Below are 16443 nucleotides of genomic sequence, written 5' to 3' on the forward strand. Positions count from 1 at the left end.
GAGGAACACTGTTTTGCGAATACGGAAAAAGAAATGGGGCATATGTGCGGCAGTTCTGCTGGTATTATGTGTATCCGCGACGTATGGGTATTTTTCGGATATTGTAACAGTGAAGAATCAGATTGCTGTTGGAGATGTAAATATCATTCTGAAAGAATATGAACAAACATCCGGTGTCGAGAGTCCTTATACAAATCCCAAAACAGTTTTTCCGGGGGATGTGGTATCAAAAATCCCCCGGATCACCAACGAGGCGCAGCCCTGTTGGATCAGAGCCCAAATTTCTTATATGAATGACCGGGAGGAACTGGAAGGGCTGTCAGATGACAGGATTCAGGGGATTTCGGAACAGTGGGTGAAACAGGGAGATTATTATTACTATACGGATATCCTTGATTATGGAGAAACCGTAACTCTTTTTCATTCTCTGGAAATTCCGGAAGAGTGGACAGAAGTCCATGCTTCTCAGAATCTGACGGTGGAGATTCAGGCTGATGCGATTCAGGCTGCAAATTTCCAACCGGATTTCGACGCCATGTCTCCGTGGGGAAATCAGGAGATAGAACTTTGTATTCATGAAGAAAACGGGATGGTCACTTCCACAGATCACCATGTGGAATTATCGGTGGAATTCAACGGCAGTGCACATAAGCTTCTGGCAGTGCCGGATGATTTTTTCTCCAATTTCGGGACGGCTATGCCGGGGGACGTGTTCAAAGATTCTGCAGATATTCAAAATACCACAGAGCGTCCTGCGGAAATCTTTTTTCATACGGGAATTGTGTGCCAGAGAGAAGACCGCATGGATTTGCTGCGGAAACTTCAGCTGATGATTGCCATGGATGGAAAGGTGATTTATTCCGGCAATCTTCTTGCAGAAGAATTGCAGGAAGAGATTTCTCTCGGGATTTTTCAGCCGGGAGAAGGAGGAGTTCTGGATTTTACAGTGTCTGTGCCTGCAGAATTGAACAACGCTTATGCGCTTCGTGATGCGGCTGTAAAATGGTATTTTTCTGTGTATGAGGATGATACAGAACCGTCTGCGACACCAGAACCGGATCTGCAGCAGAATACATCTGATCCGGGCACCGGAAGTACAGGAACCGGGAATGCAAAACCGGTAAAAACCGCAGATGAAACGCAGGTTCTTCGTCTTCTGATCATGGCTATCGTATCCATATTGACTGGGACAACACTTCTGATCATCAGGAAAGGAGATGTTCGTCGATGAAAAGAAAAATGGGGTGCTTCCTTCTGGCAGCGTTGGTGTCGGCATCGCCCGTGTTTGGCTCCATGCCTGCAGCAGAATCAGAAATTGTGGAATTTGAACCGGTTCAGACAGTGACTGAAGCTGGTGGGGAGGAAGAAACTGCGGAAAATGCTGCAGAGAATAGCGGAGAATCTGGAAAGAATGCTGGAAATTCCGGGGAGAATTCCATAGAGTCCGGGGAGAATTCCATAGAGTCCGAGGAGAATTCCGGCGGAACGTCCATTGATGTGGAAGAAACACAGGATTCCTTTGAAAATGAAGAATTTCCGGATGACTATGAGTTTGTTCTGTTTACTGAAGAAAATGCCGGATTGCTTCAGACAGAAGGAGCAGATGATCCGCTTATAGAAGGGATAGAGGAAGGAGAAATGATTGCTCTGGCTCCTGTGCTCAATACAGCTCTGACAAGCGCGGCCACTGTGAGTGCTTTGTCGGATGAAGGTATCAGTCTTGCAGCGGAAACCAGTAAATTTACCATGACGCGGGGCGATTATCTGAATATGGATGAAGTCTGGATTTATGACGGCAATCATAGTACCCATCTTGGTACCTCCTACCGGGAAATCAAATACACGGATGATGAGGGCGTATCTCACAAAGCGCCGGTCTATTGTCTGAATGCAAGCAAAAAAGGACCGATGACTCCCTCCATGACTCTGAAAGATGAGGCAATCAAAGCACTGACAAATTCATCTATCAGGAAAATCCTGTACTATGGATATGGAGGCCCCGCAGATATCTGTGATACTTATGATCCCACCTGCAACCATTGTGACTGGTCAAAGATGGCAAACCGGTATGTGCTGACCCATAATGCACTCAGCAAAATTTATTCCGGTGATGTGGGCGGAGCGACAGCAGCGGAGTGTGAGCATGTAGGATTGAACAGATGGATTACAAAACTGACTTCATTGGCAATTCCCAATGTGAAAGATGTCAAATTCAGCGGGAAGGATATTAACGGAGATACGGTTTCTGTAAAAGACATGAAAGGAAATCTGACCTATTACAGGAATGTTCCGGATTCTTTGAACTGGAGCGGGATGACCAAAGGAATTCAGATTTCTTCTGTTTATTCCCTGATGGCCAGTCAGGCAAAGAATGGTATCAAATTTACCAGAGGTTCAACAGATACCTGGGTGATGGGGTACTGGACAAGCTCTTCTGATTATTCTGAGAGGGGTCTGAGCAATCCCAGGGTGCTGGCAAAAGGCAAAAGCGTGACATTATATAAAGGTGCCAGAATCCGTTTCGCTTTTCCCTATAACATGACAGCTTCCAAAAAATTCAGTTATACAGCTGTTTTAAAACCGGTACAGTATATCTGCATCAATGGAGATATCCAGATGAACGGGAGCGATTATCAGAATCTGGGCACTTATTATTATGAAGGTGCCAGAGAGACATTATCTCTGACCTTTGTTCCTTCGCCAAGTGGAACGGTTGTGCTGGAGAAGAGCGCGGATCATGATCCGGATGAAAAGATTGAAGGTGCCGGTTATCAGCTGAGAGCTGCAGAAAATATTGTTTCTAACGGGGTAACGATTTATAAAAAAGATGAAAGAGTTACCGGTGGATATACAGATGAGAACGGGAAACTTACCTTTCTTTATATTCCAACAGGCAATTATTATCTGATGGAAACGAGCATCAAATCAGGGACGGAAGCCGAGAATTATCTGCTCGATTCGGCAAAGCATCCTGTAACTGTAAAGCAGAATGCAACGGTATCTGTAAGTGTGAGCGAGATTCCCGATTCCTATGGAAAAGTGTCCATTAAGAAAGTAATTGCCGATACGGAACTGATTTTGTCGGACGCAGTATTTACCCTGTATTCCTGGAGCAAAAACAGCAATTCCTATACGAATGGTGTCAATCTTTCTTATAATGCTTCTTTGAAACGTTATGAATCGGATATCATCCGGTATACATCAGACAATCAGGGAAAATTTCTTGTAAGAGAGACACAGAATCCAAGTGGTTTTACAGGGATATTCAGCCGGGAATTTTCACTTTCCAAAATGGGCCAGGAAGAGCTGTTTGAATTTACAGCTGAAAATGAAGTCAGTCCGAGACGGATAGAACTTGTGAAACTGGATTCTGTAACAAAAAATAATTTGTCGGATGCGGAGTTTACGGTTTATTCATGGGACAATGCAGTGGGAGCTTATGAGTCCATTGGGACGCTTTTGACTTATGATGCGGCGACTGGCAGATACTATAGTGAAATCCTGGATATTACAGACAAAAATACGGGGCGGTATAAAATTGTGGAGACAAGAGTGCCGGAAGGATATACCGGAAGTTTTCAGCAGGAGATCAATCTGATGGAGGAAAATCCGAAGCTTCAGTTTACTGTGGAGAATACGCCGGTCGTCTATCCGAAAGGGCGGATCAAAATCAGAAAAACTGCTTCTGAAACAGGTACGATTCTGAAAGATGCGGAATTTACGGTGTATCAGTACCAGAAAAATACCGGGAAATACGAAAATACGCTGGGAGACCGTGCTAAAATTGTTTACGATGAAAACAGTGGTCTTTATTGTTCTAAAGACTTGTCTATCACACCCCAAAATGAGGGGAAATTCAAAGTGGTGGAAACAAAAGCACCTTCGGGTTATATCGGATCCTGGGAAAAGGAATTTGTCCTGACAGAGTCCCGGCCGGAACCGGATATCTTTGAAGCAGTCAATGAACCGGACAGGCCGCCGCTTGGAGAAATATCCATCATCAAAAAGATCAAAGAAAATGAGATAATCTGGGCACATGGGGATCCGGTGTTCCGCTTTATTGTGGAAGGAACGGATACAAAGGGCAATGTTCGGAAATATGAGAATTATATCTGCTTTTCTCAGGATGGATATACGGTGGATGAGAATGGATATGCCACATTGGAGATTACCTTCAAAAACATTCCGGCAGGGTCTTATCGTGTTTCTGAAAAACAGGTTCTGTATTATTATCTGGAAAATGTCATAGCAAACACATCTAACGTTACGGTTACGAAAAATGCTTCGCCGTCTTATGGGACACTTCCTGTCAAAATCGCGTATGGAAATGTCACTCTGACAGCTGTAAATAACCGTGCGTCTCTTACCTTTATCAACCGAAAAGCCAGGTATGACCGTTATCTTCACAACGATGTGTTAAAGAATACCATACCTTTGTCATGATGTAGTGAAAATTTCATATCGGTATTTTTAAACGAAGCAGAAATCCCTGACTGAAAAGATGGAATACTGGCTGTTATCGATGGAAAGACATGATAACAGCCGGTATTTTTTTCATTGAGCGTCTATAGGACTTATGATATAATAAGAAGTTGATTTGACGGATTATAGGAAATGAGGTAAAACCCGTATGAATATTCTAAATATAGAACATATCAGCAAAGTTTATGGAGATAAAGTGATTTTTGACGATGTTTCCTATGGCATGAGTCAGGGAGAAAAAATCGGTGTGATCGGAATTAACGGAACTGGAAAAACAACCCTTCTTCGTATCATTGCAGGATTGGAGATGCCGGATGAAGGACAGGTAATTATGCAGAATGGACTGAGGGTGACGTATCTTCCTCAGCATCCGCAGTTTCCTGAGGGGGCAACGGTACTTTCCTACGTGACAGACGGAAATCAGGAAGAAAGCTGGAATCCGGAAACAGATGCGAAAACAGTACTGAATCGTCTGGGGATTACCAACCATGAGGAAGAGGTGGAGCACCTGTCCGGCGGTCAGAAGAAAAGAGTTGCCCTTGCGCGAATGCTGGTCAATCCGGCAGATGTGCTGATTCTGGACGAGCCTACCAACCATCTGGATAATGAGATGGCGTCCTGGCTGGAAGATTTTCTGAACCGGTTCCGCGGTTCTGTGATCATGGTTACTCATGACCGTTATTTTCTGGATCGTGTGACAAATAAAATTCTGGAGATCAGTCACGGAAAACTGTATGCCTATGAGGCAAATTATTCCAAATTTCTGGAATTGAAAGCAGAACGGGAAGAGATGGAACTTGCTTCTGAGAGAAAAAGACAGAGTGTGCTTCGCATGGAACTGGAATGGGCCAAACGCGGATGCCGTGCCAGAAGTACCAAGCAGCGTGCCAGACTGGAGCGGCTGGAAGCACTGAAAAACGGTACAGCCCCGGTTCGTGACCAGAGCGTGGAAATTGATTCTGTAGAGACTCGTATGGGAAAAAAGACAATTGAGCTGCATCATATTTCCAAGAGCTTTGGAACGAAGGTTTGTGTTCGTGATTTTGATTATATCGTGCTGAAAAATCAGCGGCTGGGGATTATCGGACCGAACGGCTGCGGGAAGTCTACACTGTTAAAAATGATTGCGGGAATCATGAAGCCGGATTCCGGAGAGATAGAAATCGGAGAAACCATAAAAATCGGATACTTTTCTCAGGAAATTGAAGATATGAATACCAGTGAACGGGTAATTGATTATATCCGTGATGTTGCGGAATACATTCCGACAAAGGAAGGACTGGTAAGTGCAGCAAAGCTTCTGGAGCGATTTCTGTTTGATTCTGCCATGCAGTACGCACCGATTTCCAAGCTTTCCGGTGGTGAGAAGAAACGTCTGTATCTTCTGAAAGTACTTGCTGCTGCGCCGAATGTGCTTCTTCTGGATGAGATCACCAATGATATTGATATCCCGACACTGACCATACTGGAGGATTACCTGGATTCTTTTGCCGGTATTGTGATTGCAGTATCTCATGACCGGTATTTCCTGGATAATCTTGCGGAACGCATTTTTGAGTTTGACAGAGAGGGAAATCTGACACAGTATGAGGGCGGTTATACAGATTATCTGGAAGCGAAAAAGAGAAAAGAGGGAATGGATCCGGACATTTCTGCAAAAACAGGAGCTGCAAAACCGGAAGACAAACCGCGTACTTCCGGAAAAGACTGGAAACAGAACCAGAATCGTCCTGTGAAGCTGAAATTTACTTTTAAAGAACAGCGGGAATTTGAAACCATTGATGATGAAATCGCTGCTCTGGAAGAGAAAATTTCTTCTCTGGAAGAGGAAATCATGAAGAATGCCACAAACTCCGGAAAGCTGAATGAGCTGACGAAAAAGAAAGAGGAAGCGGAAGCTGCGCTGGAAGAAAAAATGGACCGCTGGGTTTATCTGAATGATCTTGCAGAAAAAATTGAGGCACAGAAAAAATAAAAGAGATTTAGAGACAAAAGGAGATTTGTATGAAAAAGAGTCCGCTGACCACGCTGTGTTACGTGGAGAAAAATGATGCATATCTGATGCTGCACCGTATCTCGAAAAAAAATGATGTGAATAAAGATAAGTGGATCGGAATCGGAGGACACTTTGAGGAGGGAGAAAGTCCGGAAGAATGTATGCTGAGAGAAGCATATGAGGAAACAGGTCTGACACTTACTTCCTACCGGTTCCGCGGAATTGTTACATTTACCCAGGAAGGATATGGAACAGAATATATGTGTCTGTATACAGCGGATGGTTTTACAGGAACTTTAAAAGAATGCGACGAGGGAGCCCTGGAATGGGTACCGAAGAAAGATCTTCCCAAACTGGAAATGTGGGTCGGGGATCTGATTTTTTTCAAACTTCTTTGGGACAATGCGCCGTTTTTTTCATTGAAGCTGACCTACCGGGGAGATGTACTGACAGAGGCTGTTCTGGACGGAAGAGAGCTGAAGCTTCCCATAGAGCCGCAAAGTTTCTGGCAATCTATTGACTTTTATAAGGATTATTTAGTATGATTATTGTTCGAACATAGAAATATTAATTGCTACATGTAAAAATAAGTTATGGATAATATAAAGAAATCAGGAGGTTTACCTATGGCAGGAATTGTAAGAGTTGTAGTAGATGCAATGGGTGGAGACAATGCCCCGGTGGAACCGGTAAAGGGTGCTGTGGAAGCCGTAAAAGAAAGAAAGGAGATTCACGTACTCCTTACGGGACAGAAAGATGTGATTGAAAAAGAACTGGCAAAATATCCGGACTATCCAAAGGATCAGATCGAGATCGTTCCGGCATCCGAAGTGATTGAGACCGCGGAACCGCCGGTAAATGCAATCCGTAAGAAAAAGGATTCTTCCATTGTAGTGGGATTGAATATGGTGAAGAAAAAAGAAGCGGATGCCTTTGTTTCTTCCGGAAGTACCGGTGCGGTACTGGTAGGAGGACAGGTAATCGTGGGAAGAAGCAAAGGTGTGGAGAGACCGCCTCTTGCGCCGCTGCTTCCGACTCTGGAGGGCGTTTCTCTTCTGATCGACTGCGGAGCAAATGTAGATGCCCGTCCGTCTCATCTGGTTCAGTTTGCGAAAATGGGTTCCATTTATATGGAGCATGTGGTAGGAATCAAAAATCCGAAAGTCGCCATTGTCAACAATGGTGCGGAAGAAGAAAAAGGAAATGCTCTTGTAAAAGAAACCTTCCCTCTCTTGAAAGCATGTAAAGATATTAATTTTATCGGAAGTATTGAAGCAAGAGAGATTCCCATGGGCTATGCGGATGTCATTGTATGTGAAGCTTTTGTGGGAAATGTGATTCTGAAACTCTATGAAGGCGTGGGCGCTGCCATGATGAAAAAAATCAAGGGCGGAATGATGAAAAATCTTCGCAGCAAGATTGGCGCCCTGTTGGTAAAACCTGCACTGAAAGAGACACTGAAAGATTTTGATGCCAGTGAATATGGCGGAGCTCCGCTTCTGGGACTGAAGGGACTTGTGGTCAAAACCCATGGAAGTGCAAAAGCAATCGAAATCCGTCATGCGATTTTCCAGTGTGAACAGTTTACCCAGCAGCAGATCAATGCAAAAATTGCAGAGCGCATCCTTGCTGCAAAAGAAGATACTGCAAAAACTCCTGAACAGGAGGCTTAAAAGTGGAACTGGAAAAGCTGAAACGAATTATCGCGGAAGTAATGAATATAGAAGTGGAATCTATTACGGAAGATACTTCGTTTGTGGATGATCTTGGTGCGGATTCTCTGGATATTTTTCAGATTATTATGGGAATGGAAGAAGAGTACGACATTGAGATCGACAGTGATACCGTGGATGGCATTCTGACGGTGAGAGGTGCAGTGGAAGCCATTCGCCGGATTACGGGAAAAACCGGATTTATGGACTGATAAATCTAGGAAATACTGAAAATGCAGACAATAACGAAGTAAAAGTAAAAACAAAAAAAGCGAAAACACAGAAAACCAAAACACAAAAACAGCATAATACCAAAACACAGAAAACATGCCGCGGGCAATTTGGAAAATTCGAATGTCCGCGGTCAAATGGATCGGAGTGAGAGAATTTGAATAAAAAAATGCAGGAACTGGAACAGAAAATCCATTATACGTTCCAGAGTAAAAGCCTTTTGGAGCAGGCTCTGACCCACAGCTCCTATGCAAACGAAAAAAAACTGGGAAAACTCGGATGCAACGAGCGTCTGGAATTTCTCGGAGATGCAGTGCTCGAAGTGGTGAGCAGTGAATTTCTTTATCATAAATTTCCTTCCGTTCCGGAAGGCGAACTGACAAAAAAACGTGCGAGTCTTGTCTGCGAACCAAGCCTTGCTTTCTGCGCAAGAGAATTTGGACTGCAGGAATATCTTCTTCTGGGAAAGGGAGAGGACATGACCGGCGGAAGACAGAGAGATTCCATCGTGTCAGATGCTACGGAAGCACTTCTTGGTGCCATTTATCTGGATGGTGGTTTTGCTAGCGCAAAGGAGTTCGTACTGAATTTTATTCTGAATGATATCGAGCATAAACAGCTCTTTTATGATAGCAAGACCATCTTACAGGAAATTGTTCAGGAAGGCAGCAATCAGTCTTCTGTGGAATATACCCTGTTAAAAGAAGAAGGACCGGATCACAATAAAAGCTTTACAGTCAGTGCTTCCATTGGCGGTGTCCAGATGGGCGTTGGTACGGGACATACCAAAAAAGCTGCAGAACAGGCGGCTGCCTATGAGACAATCCGTAAGATGAAATCAGCAGGTGGGATATGTATTTAAAAAACATCGAAGTACACGGGTTCAAGTCTTTTGCACAGAAAATCAATTTTGAATTCCATAACGGAATTACCGGCATTGTGGGACCGAATGGCAGCGGTAAAAGTAATGTTGGTGATGCGGTTCGCTGGGTGCTTGGAGAGCAGAGTGCCAAACAGCTCCGAGGGGGCAATATGCAGGACGTTATTTTCTCGGGAACAGAAACCAGAAAGCCTCTGAGCTTTGCTTCAGTGGCAATCACCCTTGACAACAGCGATCATAAACTTCCGGTGGATTACAATGAAGTAACGATTACGAGAAGGCTTTACCGTTCCGGTGAGAGTGAGTATCTGATCAACGGAAGTGCCTGCCGTCTCAAAGATATTAATGAAATGTTTTACGATACCGGTATCGGTAAGGAAGGGTATTCCATTATCGGTCAGGGTCAGATTGACAAAATCTTAAGCGGAAAGCCGGAAGAACGCCGGGAGCTTTTTGATGAGGCAGCTGGAATCGTAAAATTTAAACGACGCAAAAATACCACGATCAAGAAACTGGAGGAAGAACGCCAGAATCTTGTGCGTGTAACAGATATTCTGAGTGAGCTTACCAAACAGCTGGGACCTTTGGAGAAACAGTCAGAAACGGCAAAGATTTTTCTTGCCAAGAGAGATGTGTTAAGAGAACTGGATGTCAATCTGTTTCTCACCGATCATGAATATACAGGAAAAGCACTGGAAGAACTGGACATAAAGAGTCATGCTGCCCAGGAAGAACTGGAAGAAACCCAGGCATCTTTTGAAAAGACAAAAGTAGAATATGAAAAACTGGAAGAAGCACTGGAAGAACTGAATTCCAGAATGGACGCCCTGCGGGAGGAATCCCAGCAGAATATCCTGCAGTCCCAGCAGTATGAAGGGCAGATCAATGTTCTGGAGGAGCAGATTTCCTCAGGACATCAGACAGACCAGCATTACCGGAGCCGAATGACGGCTATCGAAGAAGACCTGAAAAAAAGAGAAAACGCAAAAGCAGAACTGGAACAGGAAAAATCAGAATTGCGTGCAGCTCTGAAAGAAATCCGTCAGAGGTTAAAAACAGGAGAGGAACATCTGGAAACGATTCAGGTGAATGCGCAGGAATGCAGCGCTTCTGTGGAAGAAGGCAAAAACGAGATCATTGAGATTCTCAACAGCCGGTCTACCATTAAGGGAAAGGCACAGCGCTTTGATACCATGATGGAACAGATGGATATCAGGCGGGCGGAAATCAACCAGAGAATTCTTCGTTTGAAGACGGAAGAGGATGAACTGAAAACAGCCCGCGAAAAAGCGCAGACGGAATATAATGGAATCAGTTCCATGATTCAGTCCATGAATGAGGAATGTGTCCGTCTGGATGGAGAAGTACAGAATCTGCAGGCTGAACTGAAAAAGCAGAACGCACAGATGGAAATCGGTCAGACAGCCTATCACAGAGAAGAATCCAGACTGGAATCTCTGAAAAACATTACAGAGAGGTACGAAGGTTACGGCAACAGTATCCGCCGTGTTATGGAGCAGAAAGACCGCGTAAAAGGCATCAAAGGTGTTGTAGCAGATCTGATTCAGGTCAACAAAGACTATGAGATTGCAATTGAAACAGCCCTTGGCGGAAGTATTCAGAACATTGTTACAGACAATGAACAGACTGCCAAGCAGATGATTGAATTTCTGAAAAAAAACCGTTATGGACGGGCAACGTTTCTTCCGCTGAGCAGTGTCAGCTTCCGTGGAGATTTTCAGCAGAAGGATGCTCTCAGGGAAAAGGGCGTCATTGGTGTGGCAAGTGATCTTGTAAGTACATCCAGTGAGTATACAGGTCTTGTGAAATATCTTCTGGGCCGCGTTCTGGTCGTGGATCATATCGACAATGCCATTGCCATTGCGAGAAAATACCGGCACAGTCTGCGTATGGTTACTGTGGAGGGAGAATCCTTCAGTCCGGGCGGTTCCATGACAGGTGGTGCTTTTAAAAATAACAGTAATCTTCTGGGAAGACGCCGTGAGATTGAGGAACTGGAACAAAGTGTAAAGGCACTCAGAAAAGATATGGATGAGATGCAAAAGTCCATTGATGCCAACCGGAGCCGGAGAAATGTGATCCGGGACACCATTGCAGAGTTTCAGGAGAAACTTCGCAGCCAGTATGTAGCGCAGAATACAGCCAAGCTGAATCTGGAACAGTTTACTGAAAAAGAAAAAGAAATCAGAAACAGTTATGCTCAGATTGAGCGGGAGCGTGCGGAGCTGAGACGTCAGGTAGATGAAATCAAAGAGGATAACAGCCATATTACTGAGGAACTGGAAGCTTCACAGAAAGATGAAGCGGAACTGAAAGAATTTATCGAGAGCAAACAGAAGGAGCTGGATGAACTCCATGAAGAGGAAACCCAAAAGAGCAGGGAACTGGAATCCATCCGTCTGGAAACCTCTTCCATGGAACAGAAATCAGATTTTGCGCAGGAAAATCTGAACCGACTGGTGCTGGAAATGCAGGAACTTCAGGAAGAAAAAGAAGGCATAGAGCAGCTTCTCCTGGAAGGCAGTGTGGAAATGGCAAAAAAAGAGCAGGCAATCGGAGAACTGAAGTCTGCTATTGCCGCATGCAGGGAAAAAGAGAAGCAGGACACTGACCAGATGGAGCAGTGGCAAAAAGAAAAAGAAGAAAAAAATGCAAGCCACAAAGCGTTCTTTGAAAAAAGGGATGAACTGTCCGGGCATATCAGCCTTCTGGACAGAGAGTGTTTCCGTCTGAAGAGCCAGATCGAAAAACTGGAAGAACATATGGAATCCCAGATTAATTATTTGTGGCAGGAATATGAGATTACTCCGAATAATGCACTGCAGTATCGAAAGGAAGAGCTGAATGACCGCGATGCCATGAAAAAGCAGATTGCGGTGATCAAAGATGAAATCCGTAAACTTGGCACAGTTAATGTGAATGCCATTGAAGATTATAAAAATCTTCTGGAACGTCATACCTTCCTTTCGGGACAGTATAATGACCTGGTTAAGGCGGAGGAGACACTGGAAGGAATTATTCAGGAACTGGATGAAGGTATGAGACGGCAGTTTACAGAAAAATTCCGAGATATCCAGAGAGAGTTTGACAAGGCTTTCAAAGAGCTTTTCGGTGGAGGAAAGGGTACACTGGAACTGGCAGAAGATGAGGATATTCTTGAAGCGGGAATTAAGATCATTTCCCAGCCGCCGGGCAAAAAACTGCAGAACATGATGCAGCTTTCCGGTGGAGAGAAGGCGCTGACAGCGATCGCCCTTCTTTTTGCCATTCAGAATCTGAAACCGTCACCGTTCTGTCTTCTGGATGAGATTGAAGCAGCACTGGATGATTCCAATGTAGGCCGTTTTGCCTCATATCTTCAGAAGTTGACGAAAAACACACAGTTTATTATAATAACACATAGACGCGGTACCATGAATGCTGCTGACAGACTTTATGGTATCACCATGCAGGAAAAAGGTGTTTCCACGCTTGTCTCCGTAGATCTTGTTGAGAATCAGCTGAGCAAATAGGGAACGCTGTTACGAGGAGGAAGCATATGGCAGAAGAAAAGAAAGGTTTTTTTAAACGTCTGGTAAGCGGACTTACCAAGACCAGAGATAATATTGTAGCCGGTTTTGATTCGATCTTCAGCGGCTATTCCAGTATTGATGATGATTTTTATGAGGAACTGGAAGAAATTCTCATCATGGGAGACATTGGAATCAATGCGACCTCTTCCATACTGGAACATCTGAAGGAACAGGTGGCGGAGAAGCATATCCGTGATCCGAAAGAATGCAAGGATCTGCTGATCAACAGTATCAAAGAGCAGATGAGAGTGGACAGTACCGAATATGAATTTGAAAACAGGAAATCTGTGATTCTGGTAATCGGTGTCAATGGCGTGGGCAAGACGACTTCCGTAGGAAAACTTGCCGGCAAACTGAAAGATCAGGGAAAGAAAGTGATTCTCGCAGCTGCAGATACTTTCCGTGCGGCAGCAGGAGAACAGCTTACCCAGTGGGCCAACCGCGCAGGGGTGGAGATTATCGGCGGTCAGTCCGGAGCTGATCCGGCATCTGTGGTATTTGATGCAGTTGCTGCTGCAAAAGCCAGAAATGCGGATGTCCTGATCTGTGATACAGCAGGACGTCTTCACAACAAAAAGAATTTGATGGAAGAATTGCGCAAAATCTACAGAATCCTGGAGAGAGAATATCCGGAAGCGTATCTGGAAACCCTTGTTGTTCTGGATGGAACGACCGGACAGAATGCACTTGTGCAGGCAAAACAGTTTGCAGAAGTGGCAAATGTAACAGGAATTATTCTGACGAAGCTGGATGGAACAGCCAAAGGCGGTATTGCGGTTGCCATTCAGTCTGAACTGGATATTCCGGTAAAATACATCGGTGTGGGAGAAAGCATTGAGGACCTTCAGAAATTCGACGCAGATGCATTTGTGGATGCGCTGTTCAACCGCGCGGCAGACGAGTAGTACAGAATGCTGTACAAATATACCAAACCAAAGAAACATGTCAGGAGGAACAGACTTAGAATGCTTACATTAGAGAGCTTTGAAGAGGCATCAGAAATTGTAAAAAAAGTGACACAGGAGACAAAACTGATCAAGAGCAGTTACTTTAGTGATCTTACTGGAAATAAAGTGTTTTTTAAGCCGGAAAATATGCAGCGTACCGGTGCCTATAAGGTTCGCGGCGCCTATTATAAAATCAGCACGCTTTCTGAGGAAGAAAGAGCAAAAGGATTGATTGCCGCATCTGCAGGAAATCATGCACAGGGAGTTGCCTATGCTGCACACAAATTTGGCGTAAAAGCGGTGATCGTTATGCCGACCACCACTCCTTTGATCAAGGTGGAAAGAACCAAAAGTTATGGTGCAGAAGTAATCCTGAAGGGGGATGTATATGACGAGGCATGTGCATATGCCATGGAACTTGCGGAACAAGAAGGTTACACCTTTATCCATCCGTTTGATGATCTGGCGGTAGCAACCGGTCAGGGTACGATTGCCATGGAAATCATTCAGGAACTGCCTCTGGTGGATTACATTCTGGTTCCGGTAGGAGGGGGCGGTCTGGCCACCGGTGTATCTACCCTTGCAAAACTTTTGAACCCTCATATTAAAGTGATCGGTGTAGAACCGGCTGGAGCAGCATGTTTAAGAGCTTCTCTGAATAAGGGAGAAGTAGTGACACTTCCTCATATCAATACCATTGCGGATGGTACTGCGGTGCAGACTCCGGGAGAAAAAATTTTCCCGTATCTTCAGGAAAATCTGGATGATGTGATCACGGTAGAGGATGATGAACTGATCGTAGCTTTCCTGGATATGGTTGAGAACCACAAGATGATTGTAGAGAATTCCGGACTTCTGACGGTTGCGGCTCTTCGCCATCTGGATTTTCGGAATAAAAAGGTGGTATCCATATTAAGCGGCGGAAATATGGATGTGATCACCATGTCTTCCGTTGTACAGCATGGCCTGATTCAGCGTGACAGAATCTTCACTGTTTCTGTACTGATTCCGGACAAAGCAGGTGAGCTTGTCCGTGTGGCTACGATCATTGCAGAGAAACAGGGAAATGTCATTAAACTGGATCATAATCAGTTTGTCAGCACCAATCGAAATGCAGCAGTGGAACTGAAAATCACGATGGAGGCTTACGGAACCGAACATAAGAACGAAATCGTCAGAGCACTGGAAGATGCAGGCTGCAGACCACGTGTGATCCGCGCAAGTCTGTGATTGTAAGTTTGTGTAAAAACAGATCGTGTTTGAAAATACATTCCTGATATCTGTACATTTTGCTTTACGGTATATTTGCCCTCATAGAGAGCTGAAAAATCAGAAAGTAAGAAAAGACCAGACCGGAAAATTTCCGACCTGGTCTTTTTCATGGAGCAACGAATTATTTTACTTCAATCAGTTCATATTCATCGGTGCCAATGCCGATTTTCTTTGCATGTTCGATACAGGATCTCCAGTTGGTGGATGGAGAAACGGCACCGAAATGGTCATGGCCTTCATGGTCTGCTTCTGCAAGAAGAGAATTGGCATTGATTGGCTGTGCATTGACTGCATCTGCGCAGGCAATGTCAAGAGCAACCGGATCAAAGGAAGCGAAGAATCCGACATCCGGTACGATAGCAGCATCGTTTTCTGCATGGCAGTCACAGTACGGAGAAACATCGATCACAAGACTGATATGAAAATTCGGGCGTCCGTCGATAACTGCCTTGGAATATTCGGCAATTTTGCAGTTGAGTACATCATTGGACTCATCAGATGCGGGAAGTACGGCATCTTTTGGACAGACACCGATGCATCTGCCGCAGCCTACGCATTTGTCATGGTCAATGGAAGCTTTTTTGTCTGTGAAATAAGGTGCATCGTGGGCGCAGATCTTTTCGCAGCGATGGCATCCGATACAGAGTTCGCGGTCAATATGCGGTTTGCCGGCACTGTGCATTTCCATTTTTCCTGCACGGGAACCACATCCCATACCGATATTTTTCAGAGCGCCGCCAAAGCCGGTCGCTTCATGTCCTTTGAAATGGGAAAGGGAAATGAAGATATCCGCATCCATGACAGCACGTCCGATTTTTGCTTCTGTTACATATTCGCCGCCTTCTACAGGAACATATTCCTCGTCTGTTCCCTTCAGTCCGTCTGCAATAAGTACATGACATCCGGTAGAAAAAGGAGAAAATCCATTGGTATATGCAGTGTCCAGATGATCCAGAGCATTCTTGCGTCCGCCGACATAGAGGGTGTTGCAGTCTGTCAGAAATGGTTTGCCGCCAAGTTCTTTTACAATGTCAGCAACAACTTTTGCATAATTGGGACGGAGAAATGCCAGGTTGCCAGGTTCGCCGAAATGAATTTTGATGGCAGTATATTTGCCTTCAAAATCAATCTGATCGATACCGGCTTTCAGAATGAGGCGTCTTAATTTATCCAGAAGACCATCATTAAAACCGGTACGCATATTGGTATAATAAACCTTTGCTTTTTCCATAGTAGAACCCTCCCTGTTTGATTAAATTGCTAAGAAGAATCATACACGAAATCCGCAATTTTATCAAGCTGTTTCATAAAAGGTTTTATATTATTATCC

At 44.5% G+C, this 16443-nt stretch carries 12 protein-coding genes; 10 read left to right on the forward strand and 2 right to left on the reverse strand.

The annotated features are described in order from the left end of the window. Positions 1-13 precede the first annotated feature (13 nt). The 10 genes from ACTNEW_RS02520 (at position 14) to ilvA (ending at position 15071) form a co-directional block, all read left to right on the forward strand. On the forward strand, positions 14-1231 hold the full coding sequence (locus ACTNEW_RS02520; RefSeq protein WP_441057443.1) for a SipW-dependent-type signal peptide-containing protein: 1218 nt from the start codon (positions 14-16) through the stop codon (positions 1229-1231). Continuing rightward, entirely contained in the window at positions 1228-4443 is a 3216-nt protein-coding gene (locus ACTNEW_RS02525; RefSeq protein ID WP_441057445.1) for a SpaA isopeptide-forming pilin-related protein, read from the forward strand. Before ACTNEW_RS02520 ends, ACTNEW_RS02525 begins: the two co-directional genes overlap by 4 nt. Positions 4444-4630: 187 nt before the next feature. Next, complete coding sequence (locus ACTNEW_RS02530) at positions 4631-6457, forward strand: ABC-F family ATP-binding cassette domain-containing protein (RefSeq protein WP_441057447.1); 1827 nt, start codon at positions 4631-4633, stop codon at positions 6455-6457. Between the two features lie 29 nt (positions 6458-6486). After that, on the forward strand, positions 6487-7023 hold the full coding sequence (locus tag ACTNEW_RS02535; RefSeq protein WP_441057449.1) for an NUDIX hydrolase: 537 nt from the start codon (positions 6487-6489) through the stop codon (positions 7021-7023). Between the two features lie 81 nt (positions 7024-7104). Then, positions 7105-8151 carry a phosphate acyltransferase PlsX gene (plsX, locus tag ACTNEW_RS02540; protein WP_441057451.1) on the forward strand — a complete coding sequence of 349 codons (1047 nt, stop codon included), beginning with the start codon at positions 7105-7107 and terminating at the stop codon, positions 8149-8151. A 2-nt stretch (positions 8152-8153) separates the two neighbouring features. After that, positions 8154-8402: an acyl carrier protein gene (gene acpP, locus ACTNEW_RS02545; protein WP_441057453.1), complete on the forward strand. Its 249-nt coding sequence runs from the start codon at positions 8154-8156 to the stop codon at positions 8400-8402. Positions 8403-8578: 176 nt separating this feature from the next. After that, a complete protein-coding gene (gene rnc / locus ACTNEW_RS02550; protein ID WP_441057455.1) occupies positions 8579-9283 on the forward strand; it encodes a ribonuclease III in 705 nt (234 codons plus the stop codon). Further along, positions 9274-12834 (forward strand): chromosome segregation protein SMC, encoded by a 3561-nt coding sequence (gene smc, locus ACTNEW_RS02555; protein ID WP_441057457.1) that lies wholly within the window; start codon positions 9274-9276, stop codon positions 12832-12834. The genes rnc and smc overlap by 10 nt, the downstream gene beginning before the upstream one ends. Before the next feature lie 26 nt (positions 12835-12860). Next, complete coding sequence (ftsY, locus tag ACTNEW_RS02560; RefSeq protein ID WP_441057460.1) at positions 12861-13799, forward strand: signal recognition particle-docking protein FtsY; 939 nt, start codon at positions 12861-12863, stop codon at positions 13797-13799. 60 nt (positions 13800-13859) lie between these two features. After that, on the forward strand, positions 13860-15071 hold the full coding sequence (gene ilvA, locus ACTNEW_RS02565; protein ID WP_441057463.1) for a threonine ammonia-lyase: 1212 nt from the start codon (positions 13860-13862) through the stop codon (positions 15069-15071). Here the strand turns inward: ilvA and ACTNEW_RS02570 are convergent. Then, positions 14987-15223 carry a DUF6783 domain-containing protein gene (locus ACTNEW_RS02570; RefSeq protein ID WP_441057466.1) on the reverse strand — a complete coding sequence of 79 codons (237 nt, stop codon included), beginning with the start codon at positions 15221-15223 and terminating at the stop codon, positions 14987-14989. The two genes, ilvA and ACTNEW_RS02570, sit on opposite strands and share 85 nt — an antisense overlap. A gap of 11 nt (positions 15224-15234) precedes the next feature. Further along, on the reverse strand, positions 15235-16344 hold the full coding sequence (locus tag ACTNEW_RS02575; protein ID WP_441057469.1) for a DUF362 domain-containing protein: 1110 nt from the start codon (positions 16342-16344) through the stop codon (positions 15235-15237). Positions 16345-16443 lie beyond the last annotated feature (99 nt).

The sequence above is a fragment of the Blautia sp. HCP3S3_G3 genome (assembly GCF_052063365.1).
Lineage (GTDB): Bacteria > Bacillota > Clostridia > Lachnospirales > Lachnospiraceae > Blautia_A.

What these genes read in the sequence shown, in the direction of transcription:
- ACTNEW_RS02525 (WP_441057445.1), top strand. Translation starts at nt 1,228, where the DNA reads ATGAAAAGAAAAATGGGGTGCTTCCTTCTGGCAGCGTTGGTGTCGGCA.
- ACTNEW_RS02530 (WP_441057447.1), top strand. Translation starts at nt 4,631, where the DNA reads ATGAATATTCTAAATATAGAACATATCAGCAAAGTTTATGGAGATAAA.
- ACTNEW_RS02535 (WP_441057449.1), top strand. Translation starts at nt 6,487, where the DNA reads ATGAAAAAGAGTCCGCTGACCACGCTGTGTTACGTGGAGAAAAATGAT.
- plsX (WP_441057451.1), top strand. Translation starts at nt 7,105, where the DNA reads ATGGCAGGAATTGTAAGAGTTGTAGTAGATGCAATGGGTGGAGACAAT.
- smc (WP_441057457.1), top strand. Translation starts at nt 9,274, where the DNA reads ATGTATTTAAAAAACATCGAAGTACACGGGTTCAAGTCTTTTGCACAG.
- ftsY (WP_441057460.1), top strand. Translation starts at nt 12,861, where the DNA reads ATGGCAGAAGAAAAGAAAGGTTTTTTTAAACGTCTGGTAAGCGGACTT.
- ilvA (WP_441057463.1), top strand. Translation starts at nt 13,860, where the DNA reads ATGCTTACATTAGAGAGCTTTGAAGAGGCATCAGAAATTGTAAAAAAA.
- ACTNEW_RS02570 (WP_441057466.1), bottom strand. Translation starts at nt 15,223, where the DNA reads ATGAAAAAGACCAGGTCGGAAATTTTCCGGTCTGGTCTTTTCTTACTT.
- ACTNEW_RS02575 (WP_441057469.1), bottom strand. Translation starts at nt 16,344, where the DNA reads ATGGAAAAAGCAAAGGTTTATTATACCAATATGCGTACCGGTTTTAAT.